General features: G+C 41.3%; 27 protein-coding genes. 20 read left to right on the top strand and 7 right to left on the bottom strand.

Translation table 11 applies throughout. The features are described 5' to 3' along the window. Positions 1 to 228 precede the first annotated feature (228 nt). The 3 genes from VRK28_RS02595 to hslR form a co-directional block, all read right to left on the bottom strand. A complete protein-coding gene (locus VRK28_RS02595) occupies positions 229 to 1767 on the bottom strand; it encodes a phosphoenolpyruvate carboxykinase (protein WP_055199452.1) in 1539 nt (512 codons plus the stop codon). A 277-nt stretch (positions 1768 to 2044) separates the two neighbouring features. After that, positions 2045 to 2890: an Hsp33 family molecular chaperone HslO gene (hslO, locus tag VRK28_RS02590; RefSeq protein ID WP_058584593.1), complete on the bottom strand. Its 846-nt coding sequence runs from the start codon at positions 2888 to 2890 to the stop codon at positions 2045 to 2047. Positions 2891 to 2902: 12 nt separating this feature from the next. After that, entirely contained in the window at positions 2903 to 3325 is a 423-nt protein-coding gene (gene hslR, locus VRK28_RS02585; protein ID WP_370316790.1) for a ribosome-associated heat shock protein Hsp15, read from the bottom strand. Between the two features lie 206 nt (positions 3326 to 3531). Here hslR and gspC point away from each other — a divergent pair, with 206 nt between their 5' ends. From gspC to VRK28_RS02520, 13 genes are all read left to right on the top strand, one after another. Beyond that, positions 3532 to 4473 (top strand): type II secretion system protein GspC, encoded by a 942-nt coding sequence (gspC, locus tag VRK28_RS02580; RefSeq protein ID WP_062564373.1) that lies wholly within the window; start codon positions 3532 to 3534, stop codon positions 4471 to 4473. A 22-nt stretch (positions 4474 to 4495) separates the two neighbouring features. Further along, positions 4496 to 6559 carry a type II secretion system secretin GspD gene (gspD, locus tag VRK28_RS02575; RefSeq protein WP_054564049.1) on the top strand — a complete coding sequence of 688 codons (2064 nt, stop codon included), beginning with the start codon at positions 4496 to 4498 and terminating at the stop codon, positions 6557 to 6559. Continuing rightward, a complete protein-coding gene (gene gspE, locus VRK28_RS02570) occupies positions 6552 to 8117 on the top strand; it encodes a type II secretion system ATPase GspE (protein ID WP_054564050.1) in 1566 nt (521 codons plus the stop codon). Before gspD ends, gspE begins: the two co-directional genes overlap by 8 nt. Positions 8118 to 8119: 2 nt before the next feature. Next, complete coding sequence (gene gspF / locus VRK28_RS02565) at positions 8120 to 9355, top strand: type II secretion system inner membrane protein GspF (protein ID WP_062564372.1); 1236 nt, start codon at positions 8120 to 8122, stop codon at positions 9353 to 9355. Between the two features lie 78 nt (positions 9356 to 9433). Next, complete coding sequence (gspG, locus tag VRK28_RS02560) at positions 9434 to 9853, top strand: type II secretion system major pseudopilin GspG (protein WP_054554843.1); 420 nt, start codon at positions 9434 to 9436, stop codon at positions 9851 to 9853. Positions 9854 to 9908: 55 nt separating this feature from the next. Beyond that, positions 9909 to 10508 (top strand): prepilin-type N-terminal cleavage/methylation domain-containing protein, encoded by a 600-nt coding sequence (locus VRK28_RS02555; protein WP_054564053.1) that lies wholly within the window; start codon positions 9909 to 9911, stop codon positions 10506 to 10508. After that, positions 10508 to 10882, top strand: coding sequence for a type II secretion system minor pseudopilin GspI (gene gspI / locus VRK28_RS02550; protein WP_054564054.1), 375 nt, complete (start codon positions 10508 to 10510; stop codon positions 10880 to 10882). The genes VRK28_RS02555 and gspI overlap by 1 nt, the downstream gene beginning before the upstream one ends. Beyond that, the gene (gene gspJ / locus VRK28_RS02545; protein ID WP_062564371.1) at positions 10882 to 11529 is read left to right on the top strand and encodes a type II secretion system minor pseudopilin GspJ; all 648 of its coding nucleotides are present in this window, start codon (positions 10882 to 10884) and stop codon (positions 11527 to 11529) included. Before gspI ends, gspJ begins: the two co-directional genes overlap by 1 nt. Positions 11530 to 11531: 2 nt before the next feature. Next, the gene (gene gspK, locus VRK28_RS02540) at positions 11532 to 12527 is read left to right on the top strand and encodes a type II secretion system minor pseudopilin GspK (RefSeq protein ID WP_062564370.1); all 996 of its coding nucleotides are present in this window, start codon (positions 11532 to 11534) and stop codon (positions 12525 to 12527) included. Continuing rightward, positions 12524 to 13735, top strand: a complete 1212-nt coding sequence (gspL, locus tag VRK28_RS02535; protein WP_055022237.1) for a type II secretion system protein GspL — start codon at positions 12524 to 12526, stop codon at positions 13733 to 13735. Before gspK ends, gspL begins: the two co-directional genes overlap by 4 nt. Beyond that, on the top strand, positions 13732 to 14205 hold the full coding sequence (gspM, locus tag VRK28_RS02530) for a type II secretion system protein GspM (RefSeq protein WP_062564369.1): 474 nt from the start codon (positions 13732 to 13734) through the stop codon (positions 14203 to 14205). The genes gspL and gspM overlap by 4 nt, the downstream gene beginning before the upstream one ends. A gap of 3 nt (positions 14206 to 14208) precedes the next feature. Beyond that, complete coding sequence (locus VRK28_RS02525; RefSeq protein ID WP_062564368.1) at positions 14209 to 14967, top strand: type II secretion system protein N; 759 nt, start codon at positions 14209 to 14211, stop codon at positions 14965 to 14967. A gap of 19 nt (positions 14968 to 14986) precedes the next feature. Further along, positions 14987 to 15601 carry a YecA/YgfB family protein gene (locus VRK28_RS02520; RefSeq protein WP_054564060.1) on the top strand — a complete coding sequence of 205 codons (615 nt, stop codon included), beginning with the start codon at positions 14987 to 14989 and terminating at the stop codon, positions 15599 to 15601. On the opposite strand, the gene VRK28_RS02515 is transcribed toward VRK28_RS02520, so the two are convergent. Together VRK28_RS02515 and VRK28_RS02510 are read right to left on the bottom strand one after the other, a co-directional pair. Then, positions 15598 to 15801, bottom strand: coding sequence for a hypothetical protein (locus VRK28_RS02515; RefSeq protein WP_062564367.1), 204 nt, complete (start codon positions 15799 to 15801; stop codon positions 15598 to 15600). The two genes, VRK28_RS02520 and VRK28_RS02515, sit on opposite strands and share 4 nt — an antisense overlap. Next, entirely contained in the window at positions 15801 to 16160 is a 360-nt protein-coding gene (locus VRK28_RS02510) for a hypothetical protein (protein ID WP_054564062.1), read from the bottom strand. Before VRK28_RS02510 ends, VRK28_RS02515 begins: the two co-directional genes overlap by 1 nt. A gap of 277 nt (positions 16161 to 16437) precedes the next feature. Between VRK28_RS02510 and ccoG the strand changes: the two genes are divergently transcribed. The 5 genes from ccoG (at position 16438) to VRK28_RS02485 (ending at position 20732) form a co-directional block, all read left to right on the top strand. Next, complete coding sequence (gene ccoG, locus VRK28_RS02505) at positions 16438 to 17868, top strand: cytochrome c oxidase accessory protein CcoG (RefSeq protein ID WP_062564366.1); 1431 nt, start codon at positions 16438 to 16440, stop codon at positions 17866 to 17868. A 65-nt stretch (positions 17869 to 17933) separates the two neighbouring features. Next, positions 17934 to 18908 carry a serine/threonine protein kinase gene (locus VRK28_RS02500; RefSeq protein ID WP_054564064.1) on the top strand — a complete coding sequence of 325 codons (975 nt, stop codon included), beginning with the start codon at positions 17934 to 17936 and terminating at the stop codon, positions 18906 to 18908. 30 nt (positions 18909 to 18938) lie between these two features. Continuing rightward, complete coding sequence (locus VRK28_RS02495; RefSeq protein WP_054564065.1) at positions 18939 to 19562, top strand: thiol:disulfide interchange protein DsbA/DsbL; 624 nt, start codon at positions 18939 to 18941, stop codon at positions 19560 to 19562. Between the two features lie 17 nt (positions 19563 to 19579). Continuing rightward, entirely contained in the window at positions 19580 to 20218 is a 639-nt protein-coding gene (locus tag VRK28_RS02490; RefSeq protein ID WP_054554856.1) for a thiol:disulfide interchange protein DsbA/DsbL, read from the top strand. A 61-nt stretch (positions 20219 to 20279) separates the two neighbouring features. After that, complete coding sequence (locus tag VRK28_RS02485; protein WP_062564365.1) at positions 20280 to 20732, top strand: DUF523 domain-containing protein; 453 nt, start codon at positions 20280 to 20282, stop codon at positions 20730 to 20732. Between the two features lie 2 nt (positions 20733 to 20734). Here VRK28_RS02485 and trmA read toward each other — a convergent pair whose 3' ends face one another. After that, positions 20735 to 21832, bottom strand: a complete 1098-nt coding sequence (gene trmA, locus VRK28_RS02480; RefSeq protein WP_062564364.1) for a tRNA (uridine(54)-C5)-methyltransferase TrmA — start codon at positions 21830 to 21832, stop codon at positions 20735 to 20737. Positions 21833 to 21996: 164 nt separating this feature from the next. Here trmA and VRK28_RS02475 point away from each other — a divergent pair, with 164 nt between their 5' ends. Next, positions 21997 to 23115 (top strand): DUF5610 domain-containing protein, encoded by a 1119-nt coding sequence (locus VRK28_RS02475; protein ID WP_054554859.1) that lies wholly within the window; start codon positions 21997 to 21999, stop codon positions 23113 to 23115. A 66-nt stretch (positions 23116 to 23181) separates the two neighbouring features. Further along, positions 23182 to 23976: a glutamate racemase gene (murI, locus tag VRK28_RS02470; protein ID WP_062564363.1), complete on the top strand. Its 795-nt coding sequence runs from the start codon at positions 23182 to 23184 to the stop codon at positions 23974 to 23976. Here murI and VRK28_RS02465 read toward each other — a convergent pair. Beyond that, the gene (locus tag VRK28_RS02465) at positions 23939 to 24418 is read right to left on the bottom strand and encodes an RNA recognition motif domain-containing protein (protein WP_054564068.1); all 480 of its coding nucleotides are present in this window, start codon (positions 24416 to 24418) and stop codon (positions 23939 to 23941) included. The two genes, murI and VRK28_RS02465, sit on opposite strands and share 38 nt — an antisense overlap. Positions 24419 to 24783 lie beyond the last annotated feature (365 nt).

Genomic DNA, 24783 nt, shown 5'->3' with positions numbered 1-24783 from the left:
AGGAAGACGCAGCAACAATCACCCACACCGCGCGGCTGATCGCTGACGGCTGAAAGCTGATAGCCCTGTGATGTGTTGGGTTTCACTTCGCTCTACCCAACCTACGCCAGACCTTCAAACTTTCCCCTCGCTAACTTTACTCTCGCAACTCGTAACTCAAACTCATCCCCCAAAAACAAAAACGCCAGCATATAGCTGGCGTTTTTTAATCTGAGGGTAAGCTTGATATTAAGCTTTTGGACCTGCTGATTTGATTGCTTCTGAAACATCGTATTTAGCGAAGTTTTCAGTGAAGTCAGAAGCTAGCTTGTTTGCGTATTCTGCGTACTTCTCTTTATCTTCCCATGTGTTGATTGGGTTAAGAAGTTGGCTGTCTACACCTGGAACTGCAACTGGTACATCTAGGTTTAGAACGTCGATGTGTTGAGTTTCAACATCTGCCAGTTTACCTGATACGATTGCATCAACTACAGCACGTGTAGTCGGGATATCGAAGCGTTGACCAGTACCGTAAGGGCCACCTGTCCAACCTGTGTTAACTAGGTATACTTTAGCGCCGAATTCACGTACACGCTTCATTAGAAGCTCTGCATAAACGCCAGCAGGACGTGGGAAGAACGGAGCACCGAAACATGTTGAGAACGTAGACTCGATGTCGCTTGTTGAACCGATTTCAGTTGAACCTACTTTCGCAGTGTAACCGCTTAAGAAGTGGTATGCAGCAGCTTCTTCAGTTAGTACTGAAACTGGTGGTAATACACCACTTACGTCACATGTTAAGAACACAACGGCTTTTGGCTCGCCAGCACGGTTTTCTACTTTACGTTTTTCAACGTGCTCAAGCGGGTAAGCTGCGCGGCTATTTTGTGTCAGGCTTGTATCATGGAAATCTGGTACACGATTTTCGTCAAGTACCACGTTTTCTAAGATTGTACCGAAGCGAATTGCATTCCAAATAACTGGTTCGTTCTTTTGTGAAAGGTCGATACATTTAGCGTAACAACCACCTTCGATATTAAATACGCTACCAGGTGCCCAACCGTGCTCGTCATCACCAATAAGGAAACGAGTAGGATCTGCAGATAATGTTGTTTTACCTGTACCAGATAGACCGAAGAATAACGCAGTATCGCCTGCTTCACCTACGTTTGCAGAGCAGTGCATTGGTAATACACCTTTTGCAGGAAGTAGGAAGTTTTGTACAGAGAACATTGATTTCTTCATTTCGCCTGCGTAGCGCATACCAGCTAGTAGTACTTTACGTTGTGCGAAGTTAATGATTACAGTGCCGTCACTGTTAGTGCCATCACGCTCTGGGTCACATACAAATGAAGGTACATTCATTACCTGCCACTCAGGGAAATCAGCAGTATTGTATGTTTGAGGTTCGATAAACATGTTTTTGGCAAAAATATGATGCCATGCAGTTTCTGTTGTAACTACAACTGGTAAATAGTGCTCAGGATCAGCGCCAACTTCTAGGTGAGAGATGAAGTGGTCGTTGCTTTTCACGTGCTCTTCTACACGGGCCCATAACGCATCAAACTTGTCTGCATCGAATGGGCGGTTTACGTTGCCCCATTGGATTTCGTTTTCAGTGCTTGGCTCTTGAACAATAAAACGATCTTTTGGAGAGCGGCCAGTGCGCACACCGGTTTTAGCAACAAAAGCACCATTAGCGGCTAGAGTCCCTTCGCCACGACGAATAGCGTGTTCGACAAGTTCAGCTGCTGTAAGATCAACAAAACTAGTAGCGTTTGCAGTCATGTTTATACCTAAATTGTGAGAGATTGAACGGGATAGCTCTGGGGTTCTTAGTTTTCCCTTTTGCTAAAATAATAGTAACAGAAGGATTAGGGATATTCGAGTGTCTGAAGGGCTTAAAAAGGCATATATTTGGCAAAAAACATGAATAATTTCAATGATACCGGTGTCATAAAATGGCGCTTTTTCATGACACCGGTATCATTAGTTTTGATATTTTTTTTAATAAAAAAGCCGCACTGATGGCGGCTTTTAATATAATAATATTTATTATGGTGTATTAATTAAATATGGCTTTAATATCTTGCTCGTTAAAGATGTAATCTTTTAAGCAATAATGACAGCTAATTTTTACTTCACCATTTGCTTGCACATCGGCAAGTAATTCGTCTTGACCTACATTTACTAATGCAGCAATTGTTTTGTCTCTGCTACAGCCACAACGGAAGCTAATAGACTGTGGTTCGAATAACTGAGGATTATCTTCATGGTAAAGTCGAGTCAGCACAGTATTGGCATCTAAACCTAGCAACTCTTCATCTTTAATCGTGTTACTGATCGCTTCAAGATGAGTGAAGTCTTCAACTGACTTGTCTTTATTTACAGGTAATACTTGCAAGAATAAGCCAGCAGCTTTGGCTGTGTCTGCTGTTACTTCAGTCGCAAACCAAAGACGTGTTTTTAACTGTTCCGATTGCTCAAAATAGTTTTCAAGGCATTTATCTAAGCTATCGTGCTCTAACGGTACAATACCTTGGTATCGCTCACCTTTAGTTGGCGTAATTGTAATAACCATATAGCCATTACCAATTAAGTCTTTTATTGAGCTACCGGTTACTTCACCTTGTAGACGTGCGATGCCTCGCATGTTTTGTTTATCGTCACCATTAATTACCGCATATTTAACAGGGCCGTCGCCTTGTAGTTGAACGGCAATTTCGCCTTCAAACTTTAAAGTAGCTGTTAATAAGCAGGTAGCAACAAGTAGTTCACCTAATAAGGTTTGCACAGGTGCTGGGTAATTATGGTTTGCGATCATCTCTTGATAAGTGTTTTCAATTTGTACGAGTTCGCCACGTACATCGAGCTGATCAAATATATAACGATGAAGTAAATCTTGTTGCATGAGTTGCATTACCTAACTTGATTTCATTTTTAACAGTTCACGTCTTTGCTTCTTATCTGGTTTACGATCAGGATGTGGAGCAAAGAAGCTGTTGTTCTTTCGGGCGATAGCATTTGCTTCGCGTTTCTCAATACTAGCTTGAGTTTCTTGATATAAGGTTTGTGCAATGGGGGCACCTTGACGTTTTTCAAGGATCTTTTCGATTGTCACAACCTTTTCGTCGACCCCTTGTAGCAGTTTTACCACTGCACCTACTTCGACAATTTTGCTGGGCTTGGTACGTTGTCCATTATAATGTACTTTGCCGCCTTGCACCATGTCTCGTGCTATTGAGCGGGTTTTATAAAAGCGGGCAGCCCATAACCATTTATCAAGGCGCACGCTTAATTCGTCTTGTTTGTCTTGCGACTTTTGAGTGTTACCTTTTGACACAATTGTGCTCTTTTAAAGCTGCTTATATATAGGCAAAATTTACCATGAAACTTAATCACAAAGAAATAGTCATAGTTATTCCTTGCAGCCCCTGTTTGTCGAAATTACCTTGTTTACAAAGTTTAATATACGTGCGCTTGTTGAATGAAAAATGAAAAGGTACTATAGGCCAGCTATCAAGCAGTAAATTAAAATAAGAAATAGAGTTTATGGATCAACACTTACAACAAGTTAAACAGTTTTTAAACGGCTTACCTCATGCCAAGCTAAGTGCATTTGTAGTGCTGTTAGTTCTTGTTTACATTGCTTTTTTGTCATCTAAGCTGTTTTGGCTTGTGTGGCCAGAACCCGATACAAGAGCACTGCCAGTAACCGGTGTTAACAGCATGGCTAAACGAGTTGAGACAGTCAGCTCTCGCCAAATTATTGAACAAAATCTATTCGGCAAAGTTGTTGTCGAAACTAAGAAACCTGCCGCGAAACAAAATCAAGTCATTAACAACGCCCCTGAAACACGTCTAAGTATTAACCTAACTGGTATTGTTGCGGTCAGCCAAAATGATCAAGCGGGTCTTGCTATTATTGAATCTCAAGGCAAGCAAGAAACCTATGTTGTCGATGATGCAATTAAAGGCACTCGTGCCAAGCTTGCTCAAGTATTACCTGACCGAGTAATTTTAGATGTAAGCGGCCGCTTTGAAACCTTAATGCTGGATGGCCTCGACTTTACTAAAAAAGTCTCTATGCCTGTATTGGCGGAGCGCAAAGAGTCAGAATTAACCGCAGGCCCTCAGCTTGTCGAAAATAATGAAATAAATGCGACTGAAGATGAAGATGTAAAAGAAGCGCTTATCGAAACGCGTGAAGAAGTATTAGACGATCCCGGTAAACTATTTGACTACATTCGCGTCTCTCAAGCGATGGTTGATGGCGAGTTAGTGGGTTATCGCTTAAGCCCAGGTAAAGATCCTGCTCTATTCAAGCAGATGGGACTAATGAATAATGATTTAGCTATTGCGATTAATGGCTATCAATTAAATGATTTGAAACAGGCAATGTCAGCAATAAACGAATTACGAAATAGTACTGACGCAAGTATCACTATCGAACGCGATGGTGAGCAAATTGATGTGCAATTTAGCCTGCAATAACTAGCTTTGGAGTTTTTATAGAATGGTTCACGCGCTACACCTCACAAAAATCAAAAAAGGGTTAGCTAAATATGCAGCGCTTTTTTTATTAACAGGATTATCGCTTTCAGTATCTGCTGTTGAGTATGCGGCTAATTTTAAAGGCACTGATATTAATGAATTTATTAATATCGTTGGTAAAAATCTAAATAAAACCGTCATTATTGACCCGAATGTGCGCGGCAAAGTCAATGTGCGCAGTTACGAGCTAATGGACGAGAAGCTTTATTACCAGTTCTTTTTAAATGTACTTGAGGTTTATGGTTATTCAGCTGTAGAGATGGATAACGGTATTATCAAAATTGAAAAAAGTTCTGACGCTAAAAAGTCGAACGTACCGCTGATCACTGAAGATAACCAAGCCAGTGGCGATATGATGGTGACACGTGTTGTACGTGTTAAAAATGTAAGCGTACAAGAGCTTGGCCCGCTAGTTCGTCAATTTAGTGATCAAAAAGATGGCGGCCACGTTGCTAACTTCAATGCAGCAAACGTGATGATGTTGACCGGTCATGCCGCGTCAGTTAACCGTTTAGTTGAAATCATTCGTTCGGTTGACCAAGCCGGTGATAAGCGCGTTGATATCGTAAAACTTAAATTTGCTACCGCTGACGATGTAGTGTCGGTTGTTGAGAATATTTACAAAGATGGTGGCAAAGGGAGTGTTCCTGAGTTTTTAATCCCTAAAGTTGTTGCTGATGGTCGTACTAACAGTGTGATTGTCAGTGGTGAAGCACAAGCGCGTACACGTGCTGTTGAATTGATTAGCCGTTTAGATGGTGAGCTAGAAAACCAAGGTAATACTAAGGTTATCTATCTTAATTACGCCAAAGCAGAAGACCTTGTAAAAGTATTGCAGGGCGTAAGCAAGACATTAGCAGAAGACGCGCAAGGCGGTGCAACAAAAACTCGCTCACGTAATCAAAACGAAACAAGCATTGAAGCACACCCAGATTCAAACTCACTCGTAATCACTGCACAGCCTGACACCATGCGTTCGCTTGAGCAAGTTATTGAACGTCTTGATGTTCGTCGTGCTCAGGTTTTAGTTGAAGCTATTATCGTTGAGGTGTTAGAAGCCGATGGTATCAACTTAGGCTTACAGTGGATTTCAGAGCAAGGCGGCATGATGCAGTTCAACAATGGCACCACAGTACCTGTTGGTTCGTTAGCTGTTGCTGCTGAACAAGCGCGTGATAAAACGATTGAAGGCACGGTAGTCGGTACTGAAACTGGCACTGTGACAAGTACCTCTGAAACACAAGAAGGTGACTTAACAGCACTTGCTTCACTACTTGGTGGTATTAATGGTCTAGCAATGGGTATTGTTAAAAATGACTGGGGTGCAATTATCCAAGCTGTTTCAACGGACACTAACTCTAATATTCTTGCTACGCCGTCTGTAACGACCATGGATAACGAAGAAGCATCAATGATTGTTGGTCAAGAAGTACCTATTATCACAGGTTCGCAAACAGGCTCAAATAACGCTAACCCATTCCAAACAGTTGAACGTCAAGAAGTGGGTGTGAAACTGAAAGTAACACCACAGATCAATGATGGCTCAGCAGTTCAATTAACGATTGAACAAGAGGTTTCAAGTGTAAGTGGTGCGACTGCGGTTGATATTTCAGTAAACAAACGTGCTATTAAAACTACGGTTATGGCTGATGATGGCGGCATGGTTGTACTTGGCGGCTTGATTGATGAAGACGTGCAAGAAAGTGTTTCTAAAGTACCATTATTAGGTGATATTCCGGTACTTGGTCATTTATTCCGCTCAACCAGCACGAGTAAGCGCAAGCGTAACCTGATTGTCTTTATTCGTCCTACCATTGTTCGCGATGGCATCAGCATGAATAAATTGAGCCACTCGAAATATAACTTTATTCGTGGCGAACAACACAAACAAAAAGAAGATGGTATTGATTTAATGCCGTTGACGGATGCACCAATTCTTCCTGAATGGAATGATGCTTTGATATTACCGCCAACGTACGAAGAGTACCTAAAACAACAAAACGCGAATGAGCGCAACGATGACTAATGCAATTACAGAAATCAATGATGAGTTAGCGTCAGAAGCGCCGGCAAGTCATGATGAGCTGCTAACAAGTGATGATCTTGTTAGCTTGCCAACCAAGCGTTTGCCATTCTCGTACGCGCGTCGTACAGGCGTATTATTGAGTAAAGATCAGGATAACTGGACTGTGTATTACCGCGGTGAGTTAGATGTTGATGCTTTACTTGAAGTACGCCGCATTGCGGGTCATGGTTTTTCGCTAGAACAATTACCTGATGACAAATTTGAGCTGTTGCTTGAGGCTTCTTATCAGCGTGATAGTTCTGAAACACAGCAAATGATGGAAGATATCGGCAACGAGGTTGATTTATTCTCGCTTGCAGATGAATTACCGCAAACTGAAGATCTTCTTGCTGGTGATGACGATGCACCAATCATCAAACTGATCAACGCAATGCTCAGCGAAGCAATCAAAGAAGGTGCTTCAGATATTCATATCGAAACCTTTGAGCAAGAGCTGGTAATTCGCTTTAGGGTTGATGGCGTATTAAAAGAAGTGTTAAAGCCGAACCGTAAACTCGCTTCACTGCTGGTGTCGCGTATTAAGGTTATGGCAAAGCTAGATATTGCTGAAAAACGTATTCCGCAAGATGGTCGTATTAGTTTACGTATTGCTGGTCGTGCTGTTGATGTGCGTGTATCGACAATGCCATCAAGCTTTGGTGAGCGTGTTGTATTGCGTCTACTTGATAAAAACAACGCGCGTCTGAACCTTGAAGATTTAGGTATGACTGAGCGTAACCGTGAATTGTTTGCTGATTTAATCAGTAAGCCGCACGGTATTATCTTAGTAACTGGCCCTACGGGTTCTGGTAAAAGTACCACCTTGTATGCGGGGATGAGCCAAATCAACTCACGAGACCGCAATATTCTTACTGTTGAAGATCCAATCGAGTACGAGATCCCAGGTATTGGTCAAACTCAGGTTAATACCAAGGTAGATATGACCTTTGCCCGAGGCTTACGTGCCATCCTTCGTCAAGACCCTGACGTCGTAATGGTGGGTGAAATCCGTGACCTTGAAACGGCACAAATTGGTGTGCAAGCGTCATTAACCGGTCACTTGGTTATGTCGACACTGCATACTAATACAGCTGCTGGTGCTATCACGCGTATGGAAGACATGGGCGTGGAGCCTTTCTTACTGTCATCATCGTTACTCGGTGTATTGTCACAACGTCTTGTACGTACTTTATGCAATAGCTGTAAAGAAGGTCACATTGCTGATGAGCGTGAGTGCCAGTTATTAGGTGTTAATCCTGCTGAGCCGCCAACAATTTATCGTGCAGTTGGTTGTGAAGAGTGTAACTTTAATGGTTATCGCGGTCGTACTGGTATTCATGAATTGCTGGTTGTTGATGAAACAATTCGCGAAATGATCCACAGCGGTAAAGGCGAACAAAGTGTTGAAAAATACATTCGCAAACATAGCCCAAGTATTCGCCAAGATGGCTGTAATCGCGTACTTGCAGGTCGCACTACCTTAGAAGAAGTCCTGCGTGTAACACGTGAGGAAGGTTAATTATGGCAGCATTTGAATACCGAGCCCTCGATGGCAGAGGTAAAGAGAAAAAAGGCATTCTTGAAGCTGATACGGTAAAGCAAATCCGCCAAACCTTGCGCGATCAAGGTTTAATGCCTTTAGAAGTCGTTGCTGCTGCAGAAGGTGAAAAGCAAGCGACTGGGGCAAAGGGCTCTCTATTTGGTAGCTTCTTTAAACCAAAAATTTCGACTTCAGATTTAGCATTAATCACTCGCCAGCTCGCAACTTTAATCCAGTCAGCATTACCTGTTGAAGGGGCTGTCATGGCGGTGGCTGAGCAGTGTGAAAAGCCGCGTTTAAAGCGCATGCTAATGGCCGTGCGCTCAAAGGTTGTTGAAGGTTATACCTTAGCAGATGGCATGAGTGAGTTTCCGCATGTATTTGATGATTTGTATCGCGCCATGGTGGCAGCCGGTGAAAAATCAGGTCACCTTGACCAAGTTTTAAATCGTTTAGCTGATTACACGGAACAACGTCAGCATATGCGTAGTCAAATCACACAGGCGATGGTTTATCCAACCATACTTGTGGTATTTGCTATTGCCATTGTCTCTGTATTGTTAGGTACTGTGGTACCAAAAATCTTGAAGACCTTCGAAAAATCAAAACAAGTATTACCCTGGACCACCGAATGGGTAATGGCTGCGAGTAATTTTGTACAAAATTACTGGTTTATAAGTTTAGTCATTATAACCGTGTTAGCAGTGGCTATTAAGCAAGCGCTTAAGCAGCCGCATATTCGTTACTGGTATGACGAAAAAGTGCTTTATTTACCGGGTATTGGTAAGGTAGCACGCGGTGTTAATACGGCGCGTTTTGCTCGAACTTTAAGTATTTTATCGTCAAGCTCAGTGCCGCTACTTGAAGGGATGCGTATTTCAGGTGGTGTACTGGTTAACGAAAAAATGAAAAAGTCAGTGCAAGATGCTGCAACACGTGTGAGTGAAGGGGCGAGTCTTCGTGCTTCACTTCAGCAAACCAAACTTTTCCCACCTATGATGCTACACATGATAGCCAGTGGTGAAAAATCAGGTGAACTTGAGCAAATGCTTGAGCGTGCTGCAAATAACCAAGATCGTGAGTTTGAGAGCATGGTAAACGTGTCTCTGAAACTATTAGAGCCCGCGATGATTGCTTCAATGGCGGTAATTGTATTGTTTATTGTTATGGCAATACTACAGCCGATTATGGCAATGAATAAGGCTGTAGGTCTTTAAATTAGGGAACACTAGAGCAATTAGCAGCTAACACTGCCGCTCTATAATAAATTTTTGAAGAAAGTTAGAGGTATTTTTGTGAACAAACAGTCAGGTTTCTCATTACTAGAAGTCATGGTAGTACTGGTTATCATCGGTATGATCATGTCAATTGTGGCGCCAAATATCATGGGTCAGCAAGAAGAAGCTGCAATCGATAAAGCACACTTAGATATTCAACAAATTGAAGATGCGTTAAGTCTATACAAGCTTAAAAACAAAGCGTATCCAACCACAGAGCAAGGCTTAGAAGCGCTAGTAAATAAAACAAGCATTGAGCCAATTCCAAAGCGTTTTCCTGATGGTGGTTTCCTTGAGAAATTACCAGAAGATCCATGGGGTAACCCTTACCAACTAATCAGCCCAGGAGAAATCGGTAAAATTGATATCTTTTCAATGGGTCCTGATGGTGAAGCTGGTACTGATGATGACATCGGTAACTGGGATGAAGAAAAGTAATAATGCCTAAATTCAGCCAACTGAACAAAGCTTATACACATCAAGGCTTACTATTATGGTAAGCCTTGGTCGTTTGCGTTTGGCTGGCCGTGCTAAGCACGCGAAAGGGTTTAGCCTCATCGAAATATTAATGGTGCTCGTGGTGATTGGTTTTGTCACCAAAATGGTTGCCTACAGTTTTGATGGTGGTGCTGAAGAAGAACTCGAAAAACAAGCGCTCAGATTACATACTACGATTAATATGGCGTCTGAGTTTGCGATTTTAAATCAGGTTGAGCTGGGTTTTCATCTTGACCAAGATACATTTGAATTTTTAGTTTTTGACGGTGATAAGTGGGTTACGTTTGACCGTGAAAAATTGTTTGCCCCAATTAAGGTTGATGAACGCTTTAAGCTCACTCTTAACCTTGATGATTTAGCCTGGGCACAAGATAACTTATTAGAGCAGTCAAACTGGCGTGAATTAATGAGCGGTGGTGACGAAGACAGCCTACTTGAGCTACAAAAGCTCAAAATACCGCAGGTACTTATTTTATCTTCTGGCGAAGTCAGTGCGTTTCAATTGGTTTACGAGCTTAAAGAAGAGCGTGAACCGCAATATTTTATCGAAGGCGAATTTATGGCCCCGGTAAAGTTTCGTATGGAGCCTGAATAATGAATAAGTCAGCAGGTTTTACCTTACTTGAAGTGATGGTTGCACTGGCTATTTGTGCAATGGCCGGTATTGCCGCAATGCAGGCAACTGGTGAGCATATTAATCATCTTTCGTCGATTGAAGAACAAACTTATGCTTCTTGGGTTGCTGAGAATGTAATGGTTGAGCAACGCGCCAAAGGCGATAAATGGACAGGCAAAAATGGCGTTAAAGGTACTGAAACGCTCGCTGGTTTTGAATGGTATTGGCGTCAGGACGTGGTTCCTACTGCTGATAAAACCTTTGTAAAGGTCACCATTAACGTGTTTGCCGATGAAAAGCTTGAATACCCAGTTTATGAGCTTTCTACTTATTTGAATAAAGGTGATAAGTAGTGAAGCAACGCGGTTTTACCTTACTTGAAGTGATTGTCGCCATGGGCATCTTAGCCTTTGTGGTGTTATCGACCCATCAAATACTGGATTCGACAACCAAAGCAAAAGAAGCCTCAGACGAGACAATTGCTGAGTTAAATGGCTTTCAAACCTTATTTCGTTTGATGGACCAAGATTTTAGTCAAATGACTAAGCGTCAGGTTCGAAACGAAGCCGGTGATTTTCAAGAAACGTATGTGTTAGCTGGTCGTTATGTTCTTGATAGCCAATACGATGGCATTGGCTTTGTTCGTGATGGTTGGGTCAACCCAATTAATCTACTGCCGCGCTCTGAACTGCAAGCGGTTGGTTACCGCGTTATCGATGACAAGCTTGAGCGAGTGTATCGGGTGTATGTTGATCAACTAGATAACATGGAACCGCGTTCACAAGTCATTTTAGAAGACATTGAAGACCTTAAATTTGAATTTTTAGATGATAAAGACGAATGGCAAGAACAGTGGCAAATTAAAGCACTGCCAAAAGCGGTGGCAGTCACTATTCAAAAAATAGAACAGGAACCCATTCGTCGAGTGTTTTTAGTGCCAGGTGAAGGCAAAGTCACTGCCCAAGCAAATAATGGTAATAATAACGGAACGGGTGGTTAGCTATGACTACTATTAAACGTTCTAAAGGTGCTGCGCTTGTTATTGTGCTATTTATTGTGGCGCTAGCAGCTATGTTAGCCGTTGAGATGAGTGCTAATTTAATGGTGCAAGTGCAGCGCAGCAGTAATATTCAAAACCATCAACAGGCTAAATGGTATGCCTTTGCAGCTGAAGAGCTGGCAATTAAAGCACTAAAACAAACTAAAAAAGATGATCCTGATAAAACGCATTTAGAGCAAGTCTGGGCACAGCAGGGTGGAGTCCCTTACCCGGTTGATAATGGTACCTTAAGTGGCACAATTACAGACTTACAAGCATGTTTGAATTTAAATGCATTGCATGTAAAGCCAGATCAACAAACGGATCCAAATAATAAAACGAACCCAGCACATAAGGCATTGTTGGCATTATTAGAAAATATTGAAGACTTGCCAACCGATGAGTCTGAAGAAGCCATGGCCGATAGCGTGTTTGATTGGTTAGACGCTGATAGCATTACCTATCGTTCAGGTGCAGAAGAAGATGAGTACTTATCTCGACAATACCCATATATGACGGCAAATAGCTATTTTGCTTCGACGTCAGAACTTCGTTTAGTAAAAGGCTTTAACCCACTCGTTATGGAGAAAATTTTACCATTTGTGTGTGTTATTCCAGGTAGTGAGTTATTAGAAATCAACGTTAATACACTACCTGTAGAAAGTGCCATTATATTAAGCTCGCTTATTGATGGCTTAAGTCTTTCAGGCGCTGAAGCGGTATTATCATCACGTCCTCAAGATGGTTATGATGATTTAGAGGCATTTTTTGAAGAGGTTAATCAACAAGGCGCACAAAATGTGAAAGCCGTTGAAGACTTATTCAGTATCAACAGTGAATATTTTAAACTACAAACGCAGGCTGAATTTGCAGAACTGCGTTTTTCGATGACCACCTTACTCCATGCCACTAATGGTACAGTAACGATACTGGCGCGAAAATTTGGAGGCGTACAGTGACAGAGATATTGTTGATCCGTACGGGTCAAACATTAAAAGACAGCCTTAACTGGCTAATTTACTCACCAACAGAACAAGAAATAATTGCTAGCGGCGAAATTGCCAATGCAACACAACTTGGTGAGCTAACAGAGAGAGCACAATCACGGGAAGTGGTTGTACTACTACCAAGTGATCAAGTACAACTAAAAACGGTCGCATTGCCAACCAAGTGGAGCCGCAAGTTAGAGCAAGCACTTCCTTACATGCTAGAAGAAGAAATAGCCTGTGATGTTGATGACTTATTCATAGCGATTGCAGAGCCAACACTTATTGATGAGAAGCACGCGATTAACATCGCGATGACCGATCGTGAATGGTTTGAGCAATGGCTGGCTGAGTTTAATGAGCATGGCATCGAAGTATATAAAATACTGCCGGATGCTTTATTGTTACCTGATGTCGATGACAACACTCAGTTACGCGCTATTGAGCTTAATGGTCAGTGGCTATGTAAGCAGGGTAACTGGCATATTGCCGCTGTAGAGACAAGTTGGCTTGCTGGCTATTTAACAGCATTAGGTAACCCTGATGTTGCACACTTTAGCCCTGCAACGGCTTTTCCTGATACGGTTAACCTTAGTGCTCAAACGCAGCAATACGATTTACCTTTAGCCTTATTTGCTAAGCAGTTACCTGAGGTGAAATTCAACCTTCGCCAAGGTGTTTATCAGCTTAAGAAGAAATCAGCAATTTGGTGGGGCTATTGGCAAAAAGCAGCTATTGCAGCAGGTGTTGCATTAGTTTGCAGTGTAGGTGTTAAGTCGCTTGAGCTTTATAAGTTAAATAACCAGCTTGAAGCCGCAAAAGCTGAAGTGGTTGCTAATTATCAGCGTGCTTTTCCAAATAAAAAAGTGCGTCCTCAGCTTATTCGTAGCCAAATTCGCAGCGAACTTGCATTGATAGAAAGTGGCAGTACAGCTGGCTTCTTAGATTTGACTAACGATCTGGTTGCTATTTTTAGTGAAGTAAAAGATTTCACACCAGAAACGCTTCGCTATGATCAAGGTCGTAACGAATTACGTATTCGTGCGCGCGGCAAAGATTTCCAGTCATTTAGTAAAGTAAAAGCAATTTTAGAGCAGCGTGGCTTAACCGTAGATCAAGGCTCGCTAAATAATGATGGTGATTTTGTCGTTGGTGAAATTAAGTTACGAGGTGCGGCATGAAAAACCAAATAATCAATTATTGGCGCTCGTTAAAAGAACAAGAGCAGCAACTTGTAATGGTTGCAGGTGGTGTGTTTGTTATTTTTGTGTTGGTTATGGGGGTCTTTCGTCCACTTAACGCAGCTATCGAAAAAGCAGAGCAAGACACAATAAAACAGCAAGAGCTGCTAGCGTGGGTTGATGAAAGTATTATTAAACTTAAAGCGAGTGGTAACGCGCGTAATACGAGCAGCCGTAGCTTAAGCCAAATCGTTAATAGCACCCGCAATCGTTATCAAATTATCATTAGCAAAATGCAGCCAAATGACAATTCACTTCGTTTAACCATTGATTCTGTTGAGTTTAATAACCTTGTTGAATGGTTAGATGAACTGGTTAATTCACATGGCGTGCTAATTGAGAATTTAGATTTAAGTAAAGATGACAAATCAGGCTTTGTGCGTGTAAGTCGTTTGGTACTAGAGAAGTAAACGATGAAAAGAGTTATTTTATTAATCACAGTGTTTGTGATGTGTTTTTTGGTGTTTACGCTGGTAAAAACACCCGCTGCCGTTGCACTTGATTTAGCTAAGCCACATTTACCAAAGCAATTACAATTAGGTAAAGCCAGTGGCTCGCTATTGGACGGCCGCATTATGCAGGTACGTTTTGATGGTGAGCAATTAAATAATGTGCGTTGGCAGTTATCGGGCTGGTCACTGTTCACAGGTAAATTAGTGGGTACGGTACGCTTTGGTGATCCTCGTGATAAAGCGGGTATTTCAGGCCATGGTGATTTTACATATGGCCTCTTTAACCAAGCCATCACTGTGAAAAAGACTACTTTACGCTTGACGGTTGAACGTGCCATGGAGCGTTTACAACTCCCTTTACCGATTAGTGCACAAGGCCGCGTAATAGTTGATTTAGACGAGTACAGCTCAGGCGAGCCATACTGTGAAAGCCTAAGCGGCGAAATTGCGAGCCCTAGCATTGATGTTAAAGGAATGAACAACTGGTTTAGCATTGGTCCTCTGAGCGGTCGTTTAAGCTGTAAATCCGGTGATGTAGCAGTGCTTGTTGACCCAGAAAACCGTTTAGGGCTTGAAGCTGATGCAGTATTAAAAGCGAATCTAGACTTTAAAGTAGCTGGTTATATTAAACCTGAAGCAAGCTTGCCAAAAGAAGTGCATGATGCAGCTAAGTTTCTTGGTCGTCCTGATAACGAAGGCCGTTATCCGCTTAACTTTTAAATTGGATTAATCGAACAGTATGCAATTACCTGAGTTTTCAAAGCAGCAAAGTGAGCTTTTAAGTCAGTTTTTAGCGCAGCATCAAGATGCGCTTAGCTTGTCGCAAACCCAAGGCTACTTATTTGCGGTGATCTGTGCTCCTGAGCCGCTTGATGTTCATCAGTGGTTAGAAGAGGTTGCACCTGGCTCTGATGGGAAAATGGACGAGCAAGTGCTGTTTGCATTTATGGCTTTATATCAACAGATCAGCGAACAAGTATTCGAAACGGGTTTTGCATTACCTGTGAGCCTACAGCTGAGCTCTCAAGGGCAGCAATACTTAGACATTCAAGAATGTCAGCATTGGAGCCAAGGTTTTATGCATGGTGCACAAGGTTACGTTAACAAGCTATTAAGCGCGCCACAGTTAGCTGATGAGCTTAAAGAGGCGTTGGCTAGTGCACTACAAAGCTTAGGCTTTTTTACCCTTGAAACGAGTGAAATTGCAGCCCTTGCAACTGATAATGGTTTATCTGAAGGGCAACTATGCCAGCAGCAGTATGAAGTTATGAATGAATTCGCCGCTGGCTTTGCTGAGCTAATTGAAGTCGTTGCTGTAAATAGCCAGCTATATAATGATGAGGGCTGGAACTAACCCAGCTCTAATAGGATGTCTGTGCAACCTTTGGCACAGCTTACAACGCCTTTACCTGGCTGATCAGTCTTCAAATCTAAGGTAAGGGCGCCTTTACATACTTCACAGTATAAGGTTTGCCCTTTGCCCAGCTTTTTTAGCATATTGCGTTGTTTGGCAAACGAGTCGCTGGTTTTTTTGTTTAAAGCTGAAAAGTCCATTACTTGTTTAGCCTTTCTTCAAGTGCGTTCGAGACAATACTGCATACGCGGTTTAAGCGTTCGCCATAAAAATATAAGTTAATATCTTTTTCACGGCAGTAGTGTAAGTGAAAAACTTGTAGTTTATCGTCAGTGGTAAATGTCTCTTCAATATACTCAAGCTCTGAATTAGATAAATTCAGCTGTGACTTAATATTATTCTTAGCCATATTTGCCGCAGGACTTCGGTTGACTTTACTGGCATCAGAAATAAGGCTTACGCCTTCACCTAGTAACCTTTCTCTTGGCTCTTTGATCAAAGGATGATCAATCGTGAAAAGTGCTAAAATAATAAGCACTAAAATAAGAAATTTTTTCATAGCACAATAATCTTTGATCTAAATAAATACGGTATAGGTGCAAGTTTAATAAAATGGTCGTTTTAAAAGCAAGCAGATAAGTTTAAATAATTAAAACGTCGTATTTTCGATCAATCCCTGAAATTTTCTATAGATTGAGTATAATGCTCTATAGATTTAAAGTTTCAGAAATCTTTGAACGTAATGAGATGTATTCTGATTTGCTTATTGGCACAGAGAATCTCTTACTGCAAACATATGTTTGAGTATTATTTCCTAGTGGCGTTGAGGAATTTTAATGGATAAACAGATTAAGGTTAAAAATATCCCAACGGAAGTAAAAATCCAGAAACCGGAAAACGCTTCCCTCGATGATAGATTTAATCCACGTAACCGTATTTATGTCCGAGCTGTAACAGGTTTGCACCAACTGTTGAGACAACGGATTGGTTTTGTCGGCATGCTTGCATTTATGCTACTACCTTGGATTAACTTCAACGGCCAACAAGCTGTGTTGTTTGATTTGGTGGGGCAAAAGTTTAACATTTTTGGTTTAACGCTCTGGCCACAAGATCTGACTATCTTAGCCTTCATATTAATGTTGGCAGCGTTTGCGTTGTTCTTAGTAACGACCTTTTATGGTCGGGTCTGGTGTGGTTATACATGCCCGCAAACCGTTTGGACCTTCATTTTTATTTGGTTTGAAGAAAAATTCGAAGGTAGTGCAAATCAGCGTAAGAAGCTAGATCAACGCCCAATGGACTTTGATAAGTTTTGGCGCAAAAGTGCTAAACACGGCAGCTGGTGGTTATTCTCGCTTTATACCGCATTTACTTTTGTAGGTTACTTTACGCCAATCCGTCAGCTACTGCCTGATCTGTTTACCCTTGATGCAACCGCGTATTCGTATATTTGTCTAGCCGTATTTGCTGTGTGTACCTATGGTAATGCCGGTTGGATGCGCGAGATTATGTGCTTACACATTTGCCCTTATTCTCGCTTTCAGTCAGCTATGTTCGATAAAGATACCTTTACCGTGAGCTATGACGAAGCACGTGGTGAAAGCCGTGGTCCTCGTTCACGTAAGCAAGATCCAAAAGAGCTCGGCTTAGGTGATTGTATCGACTGTAACTTATGTGTGCAGGTCTGCCCAACGGGGATCGATATTCGTAACGGCTTACAATACGAGTGTATTAACTGTGGTGCATGTATCGATGCGTGTGATGGGGTGATGGATAAAATGAATTACCCACGCGGGCTAATTTCCTACACCACAGAGCGTAACTTAGAAACGCCAGACAACAAAACACATGCACTGCGCCCTAAGTTAATTGGCTATTTAGTTATCTTAGTCGTGCTATCAGGGGCGCTAGTAGCAAATATTGCGATGCGCAAACCGATGGAACTCGATATTATTCGTGACCGTAATCAGCTATATCGTGTTGACTTTAATGGTTTAGTCGAAAACACCTATACACTAAAAGTAATTAACAAAGCTCAACATGAGCAAACCTTTAACATTCGTGTTGAAGGACTCGATAACTTTGAGTACATCGGCAAACAAACATTCACAGTACCTTCTGGTGAATCTTATAATGTGCCACTGTCATTAGTTGTTGATCCTTATGATTTGAAAAAGCCCATGACGAAGTTTGAGTTTGTACTTTCTGTCGATGGTGAGCCTGATGTGCAGATTTCGCAGCCGAGTAACTTCTTTAAGGCGCGATAATTAAGTACACTGAGCGAATGAATAAAAAGCGGGATTTTCCCGCTTTTTTTATATGATGAGACATTATGAGTAAATTTAGTTTTGTTGACCTTACACCCGATTCAATTTTAGATGCAGTTGAAAGTATCGGTGTTTATGCTGAATCAGGGCTGCTGGCATTAAATAGCTACGAGAACCGTGTTTATCAATTTAAAGCAGAAGATGGCCATCGTTATGTTGTTAAGTTTTACCGCCCAGAGCGCTGGAGTAAGGCGCAAATCTTAGAAGAGCATGCGTTTGCATTTGAGCTTGCCGAGGCTGAAGTGCCGGTTGTTGCGCCTGTAATTATCGAAGGGCAAAGCTTATTTGAGCATAATGGTTATTTATTTACGTTATTCCCAAGTGTGGGCGGGCGCATTTTTGAAGTTGATAATTTAGATCAACTCGATGTACTTGGCCGCTTAATTGGGCGAATGCACCAAGTAGCTAAGGCAAAGCCATTTGAACATAGGCCTGTAATCAGCTGCGAAGAATACCTTCAGACAGCTAAAGTTCAGTTACAAGCAAGTAATTTGGTGCCAATGGCATTAGAGAACGCCTTTTATACTATTTTAGATTTGGTGATTAAAGAAACCACAGAGCAGTATAAAAATGTTGAAACCATCCGCCTGCACGGCGATTGCCATGCCGGTAATATATTGTGGTCTGGTGACGCGTTAATGTTTGTTGATTTAGATGACAGCCGACAAGGGCCTGCAATTCAAGATCTTTGGATGATGCTCAGTGGCGATCGTAACAACCAACTGTTACAGTTAGACACCTTAGTGGCTGCTTATGAAGAATTTTGCGACTTTGATCACAGCCAATTAAAGTTGATTGAACCACTTAGAGCAATGCGAATGGTGCATTACATGGGGTGGTTGGCAAAAAGGTGGGATGATCCTGCGTTCCCACGGAACTTTTCATGGTTTGCTGAAGACAAATACTGGGAGCAGCAAATACTAGCGCTAAAAGAACAGCTTGCAGCGCTACAGGAAGCACCATTAAAATTATTACCATAAATTTTTAAAGTTAAGAAAGACGAGAAAACAATGTTTAAAAAATTAAAGTTAAGTCTACTCATTTTATGTTTACCTTTTGCGGCCCTTGCTGCTGATTTTGAAGCAGGCAATCAATACGAAGTATTAAAAGTTGAGAAAAGTGCAACACCTCAAGTAACCGAGTTCTTTTCGTTTTATTGTCCACACTGTTTTCAGTTTGAACCGGTCGCAAAAGCATTAACGGCAAGTCTTCCTGAAGGGACTGAATTTGTAAAAAGCCATGTTAACTTTTTAGGTGGTGTATCTAAGCAAACGCAAAGTAACTTAAGCTATGCCTACTTAATTGCTAAGCAACATGGCAAAGGTGAGCAAGTTGCTGATCAAATCTTTAATAGCATCCACAGACAGCGCGCTTTACTAAAAGATATAAAAGACGTGAAAGCATTACTTGCGACCAATGGTATTAGCAACGATGTGTTTGACGCTGAAATTGCAAGCATGCCAGTGATTAGTGCTGAAAAAGCGATGCAAGATAAGCAGCAAAAATATTCAGATATGGGCGCCCTTACTGGTGTACCAACTTTTATCGTCAATGATAAATATAAAATCAATTTAAACACCATCAAGAGCCAGCAGATGCTTGATGAGTTAGTCGAATTTTTATTAAAACAATAATTTTGGAGTAAGAAGTAATGATCAAGTTAGTAAAAGCTGTATTAATGGCTGCCACGCTAGGTTTAGCGGCAAATGCCTCAGCTGCTCAATATGAAGAAGGTAAGCATTATGAAACGATTGATGCACGCGCTTCTAAAAAGCCTGAAGTAAAAGAGTTCTTCTCATTCTACTGCCCACACTGTAATAACTTCGAGCCAGTAGTGAAAGAGCTTAAAACACTTCTTAAAGATGGCGTTAAATTCAAAAAGAGTCATGTTGATTTTTCAGGTCCTCGTGACCCAGAAATTCAGACTATCTTAGCGCAAGGTTATGCGACGGCTAATGTGTTACCACAGAAAGACGCGTTAGTAGCCGCTGTGTTTAATCATATTCACGGTAAGCGTGCTCGTATTAACGAACTTGCAGATATGAAAGACATCTTTGTTTCACAAGGTGTGTCGGCTGAAGATTTTGATAAGTACTACAATAGCTTCTCTGTACGTACTATGGCATCTAAGATGAAACGCGATCAAGAATATTACCAACAAAAAGGTGCTTTAAAAGGCGTTCCAACTTTTATTGTTAATGGTAAATACCGTGTAATCCTAGGTGCGGATTCAGGTATTAGCGATGCGAAGAGCATGGCAGACTTAATTAACTACCTAGCTGATAAATAAGCTTAGTTAGTTGAATTTAATAGAAAGCTCCGTTCGCGGAGCTTTTTTGTTGGTAAAGCAAATGCAAAAACTATTAGTTTCAAGCTGTTTGTTAGGAAATCCTGTTCGTTATGACGGGCAATCGCAAAACTTACTCCATCCTGGTTTAGAAACTCTTAAACAGCAAGGAAGGCTCGTTGCATTCTGCCCTGAAGTAGCTGGTGGCTTACCTACACCAAGGCCGCCTGCAGAAATCAAAGCGGGTAGAGTACTTACCAAAGATGCACAAGATGTCACAGTACAGTTTGCTTATGGCGCAGAACAAGCACTTAAGCTTTGCAAAAAGCAGGGCATTCGCTATGCGCTGTTAAAAGAATCAAGCCCTTCATGTGGTCGCAATACTATTTACGATGGTAGTCATTCAGGAAAGAAAATTTCAGGGATGGGGTTAACTGCAAAACTGTTAAAAGACAACAATATAGAAGTCTTCAGTGAGCAGCAGTTGCCAGCGCTATTTGCTGCGCTGGCAGATTGATTTTATTTACGTTGTAAAAACACACCTGATTCGATGTGGTGGGTGTAAGGGAATTGGTCAAAAATCGCAAAACGTTTTACTTCATGGGTTTTGCATAAGTGATCAAGGTCACGCTCTAAGGTATCTGGGTTACACGAGATATAAATAATATTGTCGTAGTTCGCAACTAGGTCACAAGTTAGTGTGTCCATGCCTGCACGTGGTGGATCTACTAAGATTGTTTGGCAGTTATAGCTTTTCAGGTCTATGCCATCTAAACGAGAGAAAGTACGTTCGCCTTTCATTGCTTGGGTGAACTCTTCACTCGACATACGAATGATATCTAAGTTCTCAACCTTGTTTTGTGCGATATTGTATTGCGCAGAGTAAACTGATGATTTTGAAATTTCAGTGGCTAATACACGGTCGAATGAACCTGCAAGAGCAATCGAAAAGTTACCATTCCCACAATATAACTCCAGTAAGTCATTATTGAGTGGTTGGCAAAGGGCTTGTGCCCACTCTAGCATCTTGATGTTTACTTTCGCATTCGGTTGCGTAAAGCTATTTTCGACTTGTTGATAAATAAGCTCTTTACCGTTAACGTTTAAACGCTCGATAACATAGTCATTACCAATCACTTCTTTTTGCTTACGAGCACGGCCAATAAAATCAATCTTAAACAGTGTGCTCAGTTTTGCTTTAAGCTCTTTAATTGCTTGTAGCCACTGCTCATCTAGTTGTTTGTGATACAACAAGCTAACAAGGATCTCGCCACTTAAGCTTGAAAGGTAATCGATTTGAAACAGCTTACGGCGCAGAACTTCATTGTCTTTTAAGTTTTCGATCATCGCTTGCATCACTTCACCCACTAAAGGTGCGGCAGGGTCAAACTCATCTACGCGGATCTTTTCTTTGGTTTGTTGATCAAACATGATGTGAAACAGGTCTTCACCTTCATGCCAAACACGAAACTCTGCACGTTGGCGGTAATGAATAGGATCAGAGCCGAACACTTCTAATTTTTCGACCCCAAAACGTCGAAACTGTGAGGTGATGCGCTGCTCTTTCTCACTCAATTGTGCATCGTATTGAGTTGTATCAATTTTTATAACCGCCATGGCTGATTACCTTTTATCTCTTAGCTTTATAACGGCGCTATTGTAGGGAGCGCTGAGGATTTGTCTAGTTTTGTTATTTATTTTAGTGTCGTTTTTTTATACAAAAAACTTAAGTTTTGTGGTTTTTGGCCGATAATGAGTTAACCATAACATGGAGTCGGATCATGAAAATTGGCAACCTAGGCTATATGCCTAATACAAATGTGAATAAATACAATGGTAAACAGGCACTGCAGCAGCCTACCATTCAAAATCGTCAAGATAGTTATCAGCAACGCGGCAGAGAGCTCGCGGCAAAAGTTCTTGATGATAAACTTGCTGAAGCACTAGGTTTACCTAAAGCCGAAGAGAAAAAAGATAAACCCTTGTTCGACTTTGAAGAGATCGTGAAAAACGTACTCGACTTTGTTGGCGGCGCACTTCGTAAAGCAAAAGCCGATGGTGCTGATGATGAAAAACTCAAAGGCATGCTAGGTGATGCACGTAAAGGTGTGCAAATGGGCATCGACGATGCGTATGATGAGCTTAAAGAGTCAGGTATTCTTAACGATGACATCGAAGAGGGTATCGAAAAGTCTAAAGAAGGTATTTTTAAAGGTATTGATGAATTAGAAGAAGACTTGTTCAATCCTAAGCCTAATGCGGTTTCAGTAAGCCAAGCTCAATACATCAGTTTAAGTAATAACGCAGAGTACACTTTCACCACCGCTGAAGGTGATGAAGTCAGTATTAGCTTTGCTGATGCATACGAAAGTAAGTCTGCAAGCAGTTATAGCAAAAATGGCGACAACGAAGCCTTTGTCAGTGAGTCTTCGCAATCACGTGATTTATCATTCTCGATGTCGGTCAATGGTGATTTAAATGAGCAAGAGCAGCAAGCTATCAATGAATTGATGGAAGACTTGCAGAGTGTTAGCGAAACATTCTTCTCTGGTTCATTAGAAGATGCCTTTGAACAAGCTAAAGAGCTTAACTTAGGTAACGAGCAACTCGTTGGCTTTACCATGGATTTGAAACAAACCAAAACAGTAGCAGCTATCAAAGGGTATGAAGAATATAAACCTGCTCCCGAAAAAGAAGTTGCTGAGAAAATAGCGCCATTTAATGACGACTTGAAACAGGCGTTTAATAAAGCGGGTGACATTGGTTTGCAAAATGAACTGGCTGGCATCTTACAATGGTTAAACCAAGATAAAGAAGAAGTCAGTAAGCTGGTGGATTATACCAAAGCAATGTTTGAGCAAATGAATAAGCTTCGCTCGGCAACAGAAGAAGAGGCTTAGCCCTTTCTTTCTTTTTATCAAGCTGCATGGCAAACTGCTGACCTTTGATGATCCGAGGTAAGCAGTTTGTCAGTTCATATAATGGTGTTTGATTCTGGTATAGGTGGAACAACTGTACTTGAACAGATCCAAGCATTGATCCCAGATGCTGATTATAGTTATTTTATGGACAATGCTTTATTGCCTTATGGCGAGCAAAGTCAGCAAACGATCATAGCCCGCCTTTTTGCGCTACTACAGTTTATCGAAACAGCAAACTTACACGTTGATATCCTAGTTATTGCGTGTAATACCGCCTCTACCTCTGCCTTAGAAACTATTCGCCAGCACACAAATATAGAAGTTGTCGGGGTAGTACCTGCGATAAAACCCGCTTGCGCTATAAGTAACAGCAAACATATTGGTTTACTGGCAACACCATCAACCATCAAGAGTCGCTATACTGCAAACTTAATTAGTACTCATAGCCAAGACACACAAGTCAGCTTATATGGCTCAACTGAGCTGGTAGAAATTGCAGAAACACTATTTCATACGCAGAAAATCAATAAAGCAAAGCTTGAGAATGTATTGAGTGATTTAGCGATAGCAGAAGATATAGATGTATTGGTACTTGGCTGTACACACTTTCCATTACTAGCCAGCGCGATTAGTGACTACTATAAACAACAGATCTTCCTTATTGACTCAGGCAAAGCGATTGCTAAGCGCGTTGAAAGTTTAATTGCTCTACGAGGCTTTACTCTTACTACAGATAAAAAAAAGCCGCTGCACTATTATGCAACGGCTCCTATTGGTCATTCGCAATTAAGCGTTGAGCTTATTACGCTGACTGATCAGATCCCTCACGAAAGCTGTTAGCTTCGTTCTCTTGTTTTTGTTTTGCTTCACGCACTTTTAAAGTACGTTGTTGGAATTCGCTATCATTTAATTGATTGATTGCTTTATCTGCATCAGCTTCAGCCATTTCAACAAAACCAAAGCCACGACGTTTACCTGTATTTTTATCTTTTAATAAACGTACATTGAAAACTTTGCCTTGTTCTTCGAATAAAGCACGAACAACACCTTCATTAGCACGATAAGGTAGGTTGCCAACATAAAGTGTTTTTGTTTTTACTTCGGCCTCCTCACTTGACGCTGATGAAAGTGCTGCAATAACTAAAGCACCAATTAATAAGCCTGCACCAAATAGCAATGCTGGGTCTAAAGCTAAGCTTGCAAGTGCGAACTTAACAACCACAAAACCTAAAACAGCAAGAATAACGGAGAAAAGAAAAGATTTTTGATCGGGTAATTTCATTTTGATCTACCAATAAACAAGAAATAAACATTAATTTAACATTGTGAACTTGCTATCTTAACGAGTTAAATGAACATAGCAATGAAATTTGCATTAAATTATGAATGTTGGCTTAAAAAACAGCCATAATAGCGACCGTTTTTGCTGTTTTCGGTAAATTTAGTTCGCTTTTTGAGCGAACAGTAAAAAGATCGAAAAAAAGTGTTGATCTGTTTTTGGATCTCCCTATAATGCGACCCCACTGACACGGCGGGCAGCAACGAAAGACGCTGAGCAAAGTGACACAGAGTTAAGTGAAACTTCGGTTTCAAATAATCGAAAGAAAGTTTGAAATTAAGTGTTGACTCGAAAAATTAAGGATGTAT

This window comes from Pseudoalteromonas sp. P80D2 (genome assembly GCF_036680945.1).
GTDB classification, from domain to species: Bacteria; Pseudomonadota; Gammaproteobacteria; order Enterobacterales; family Alteromonadaceae; genus Pseudoalteromonas; species Pseudoalteromonas shioyasakiensis.
The sequence above is the reverse complement of the archived record's forward strand: the minus strand, read 5'-3'. Positions and strand labels throughout refer to the sequence as shown.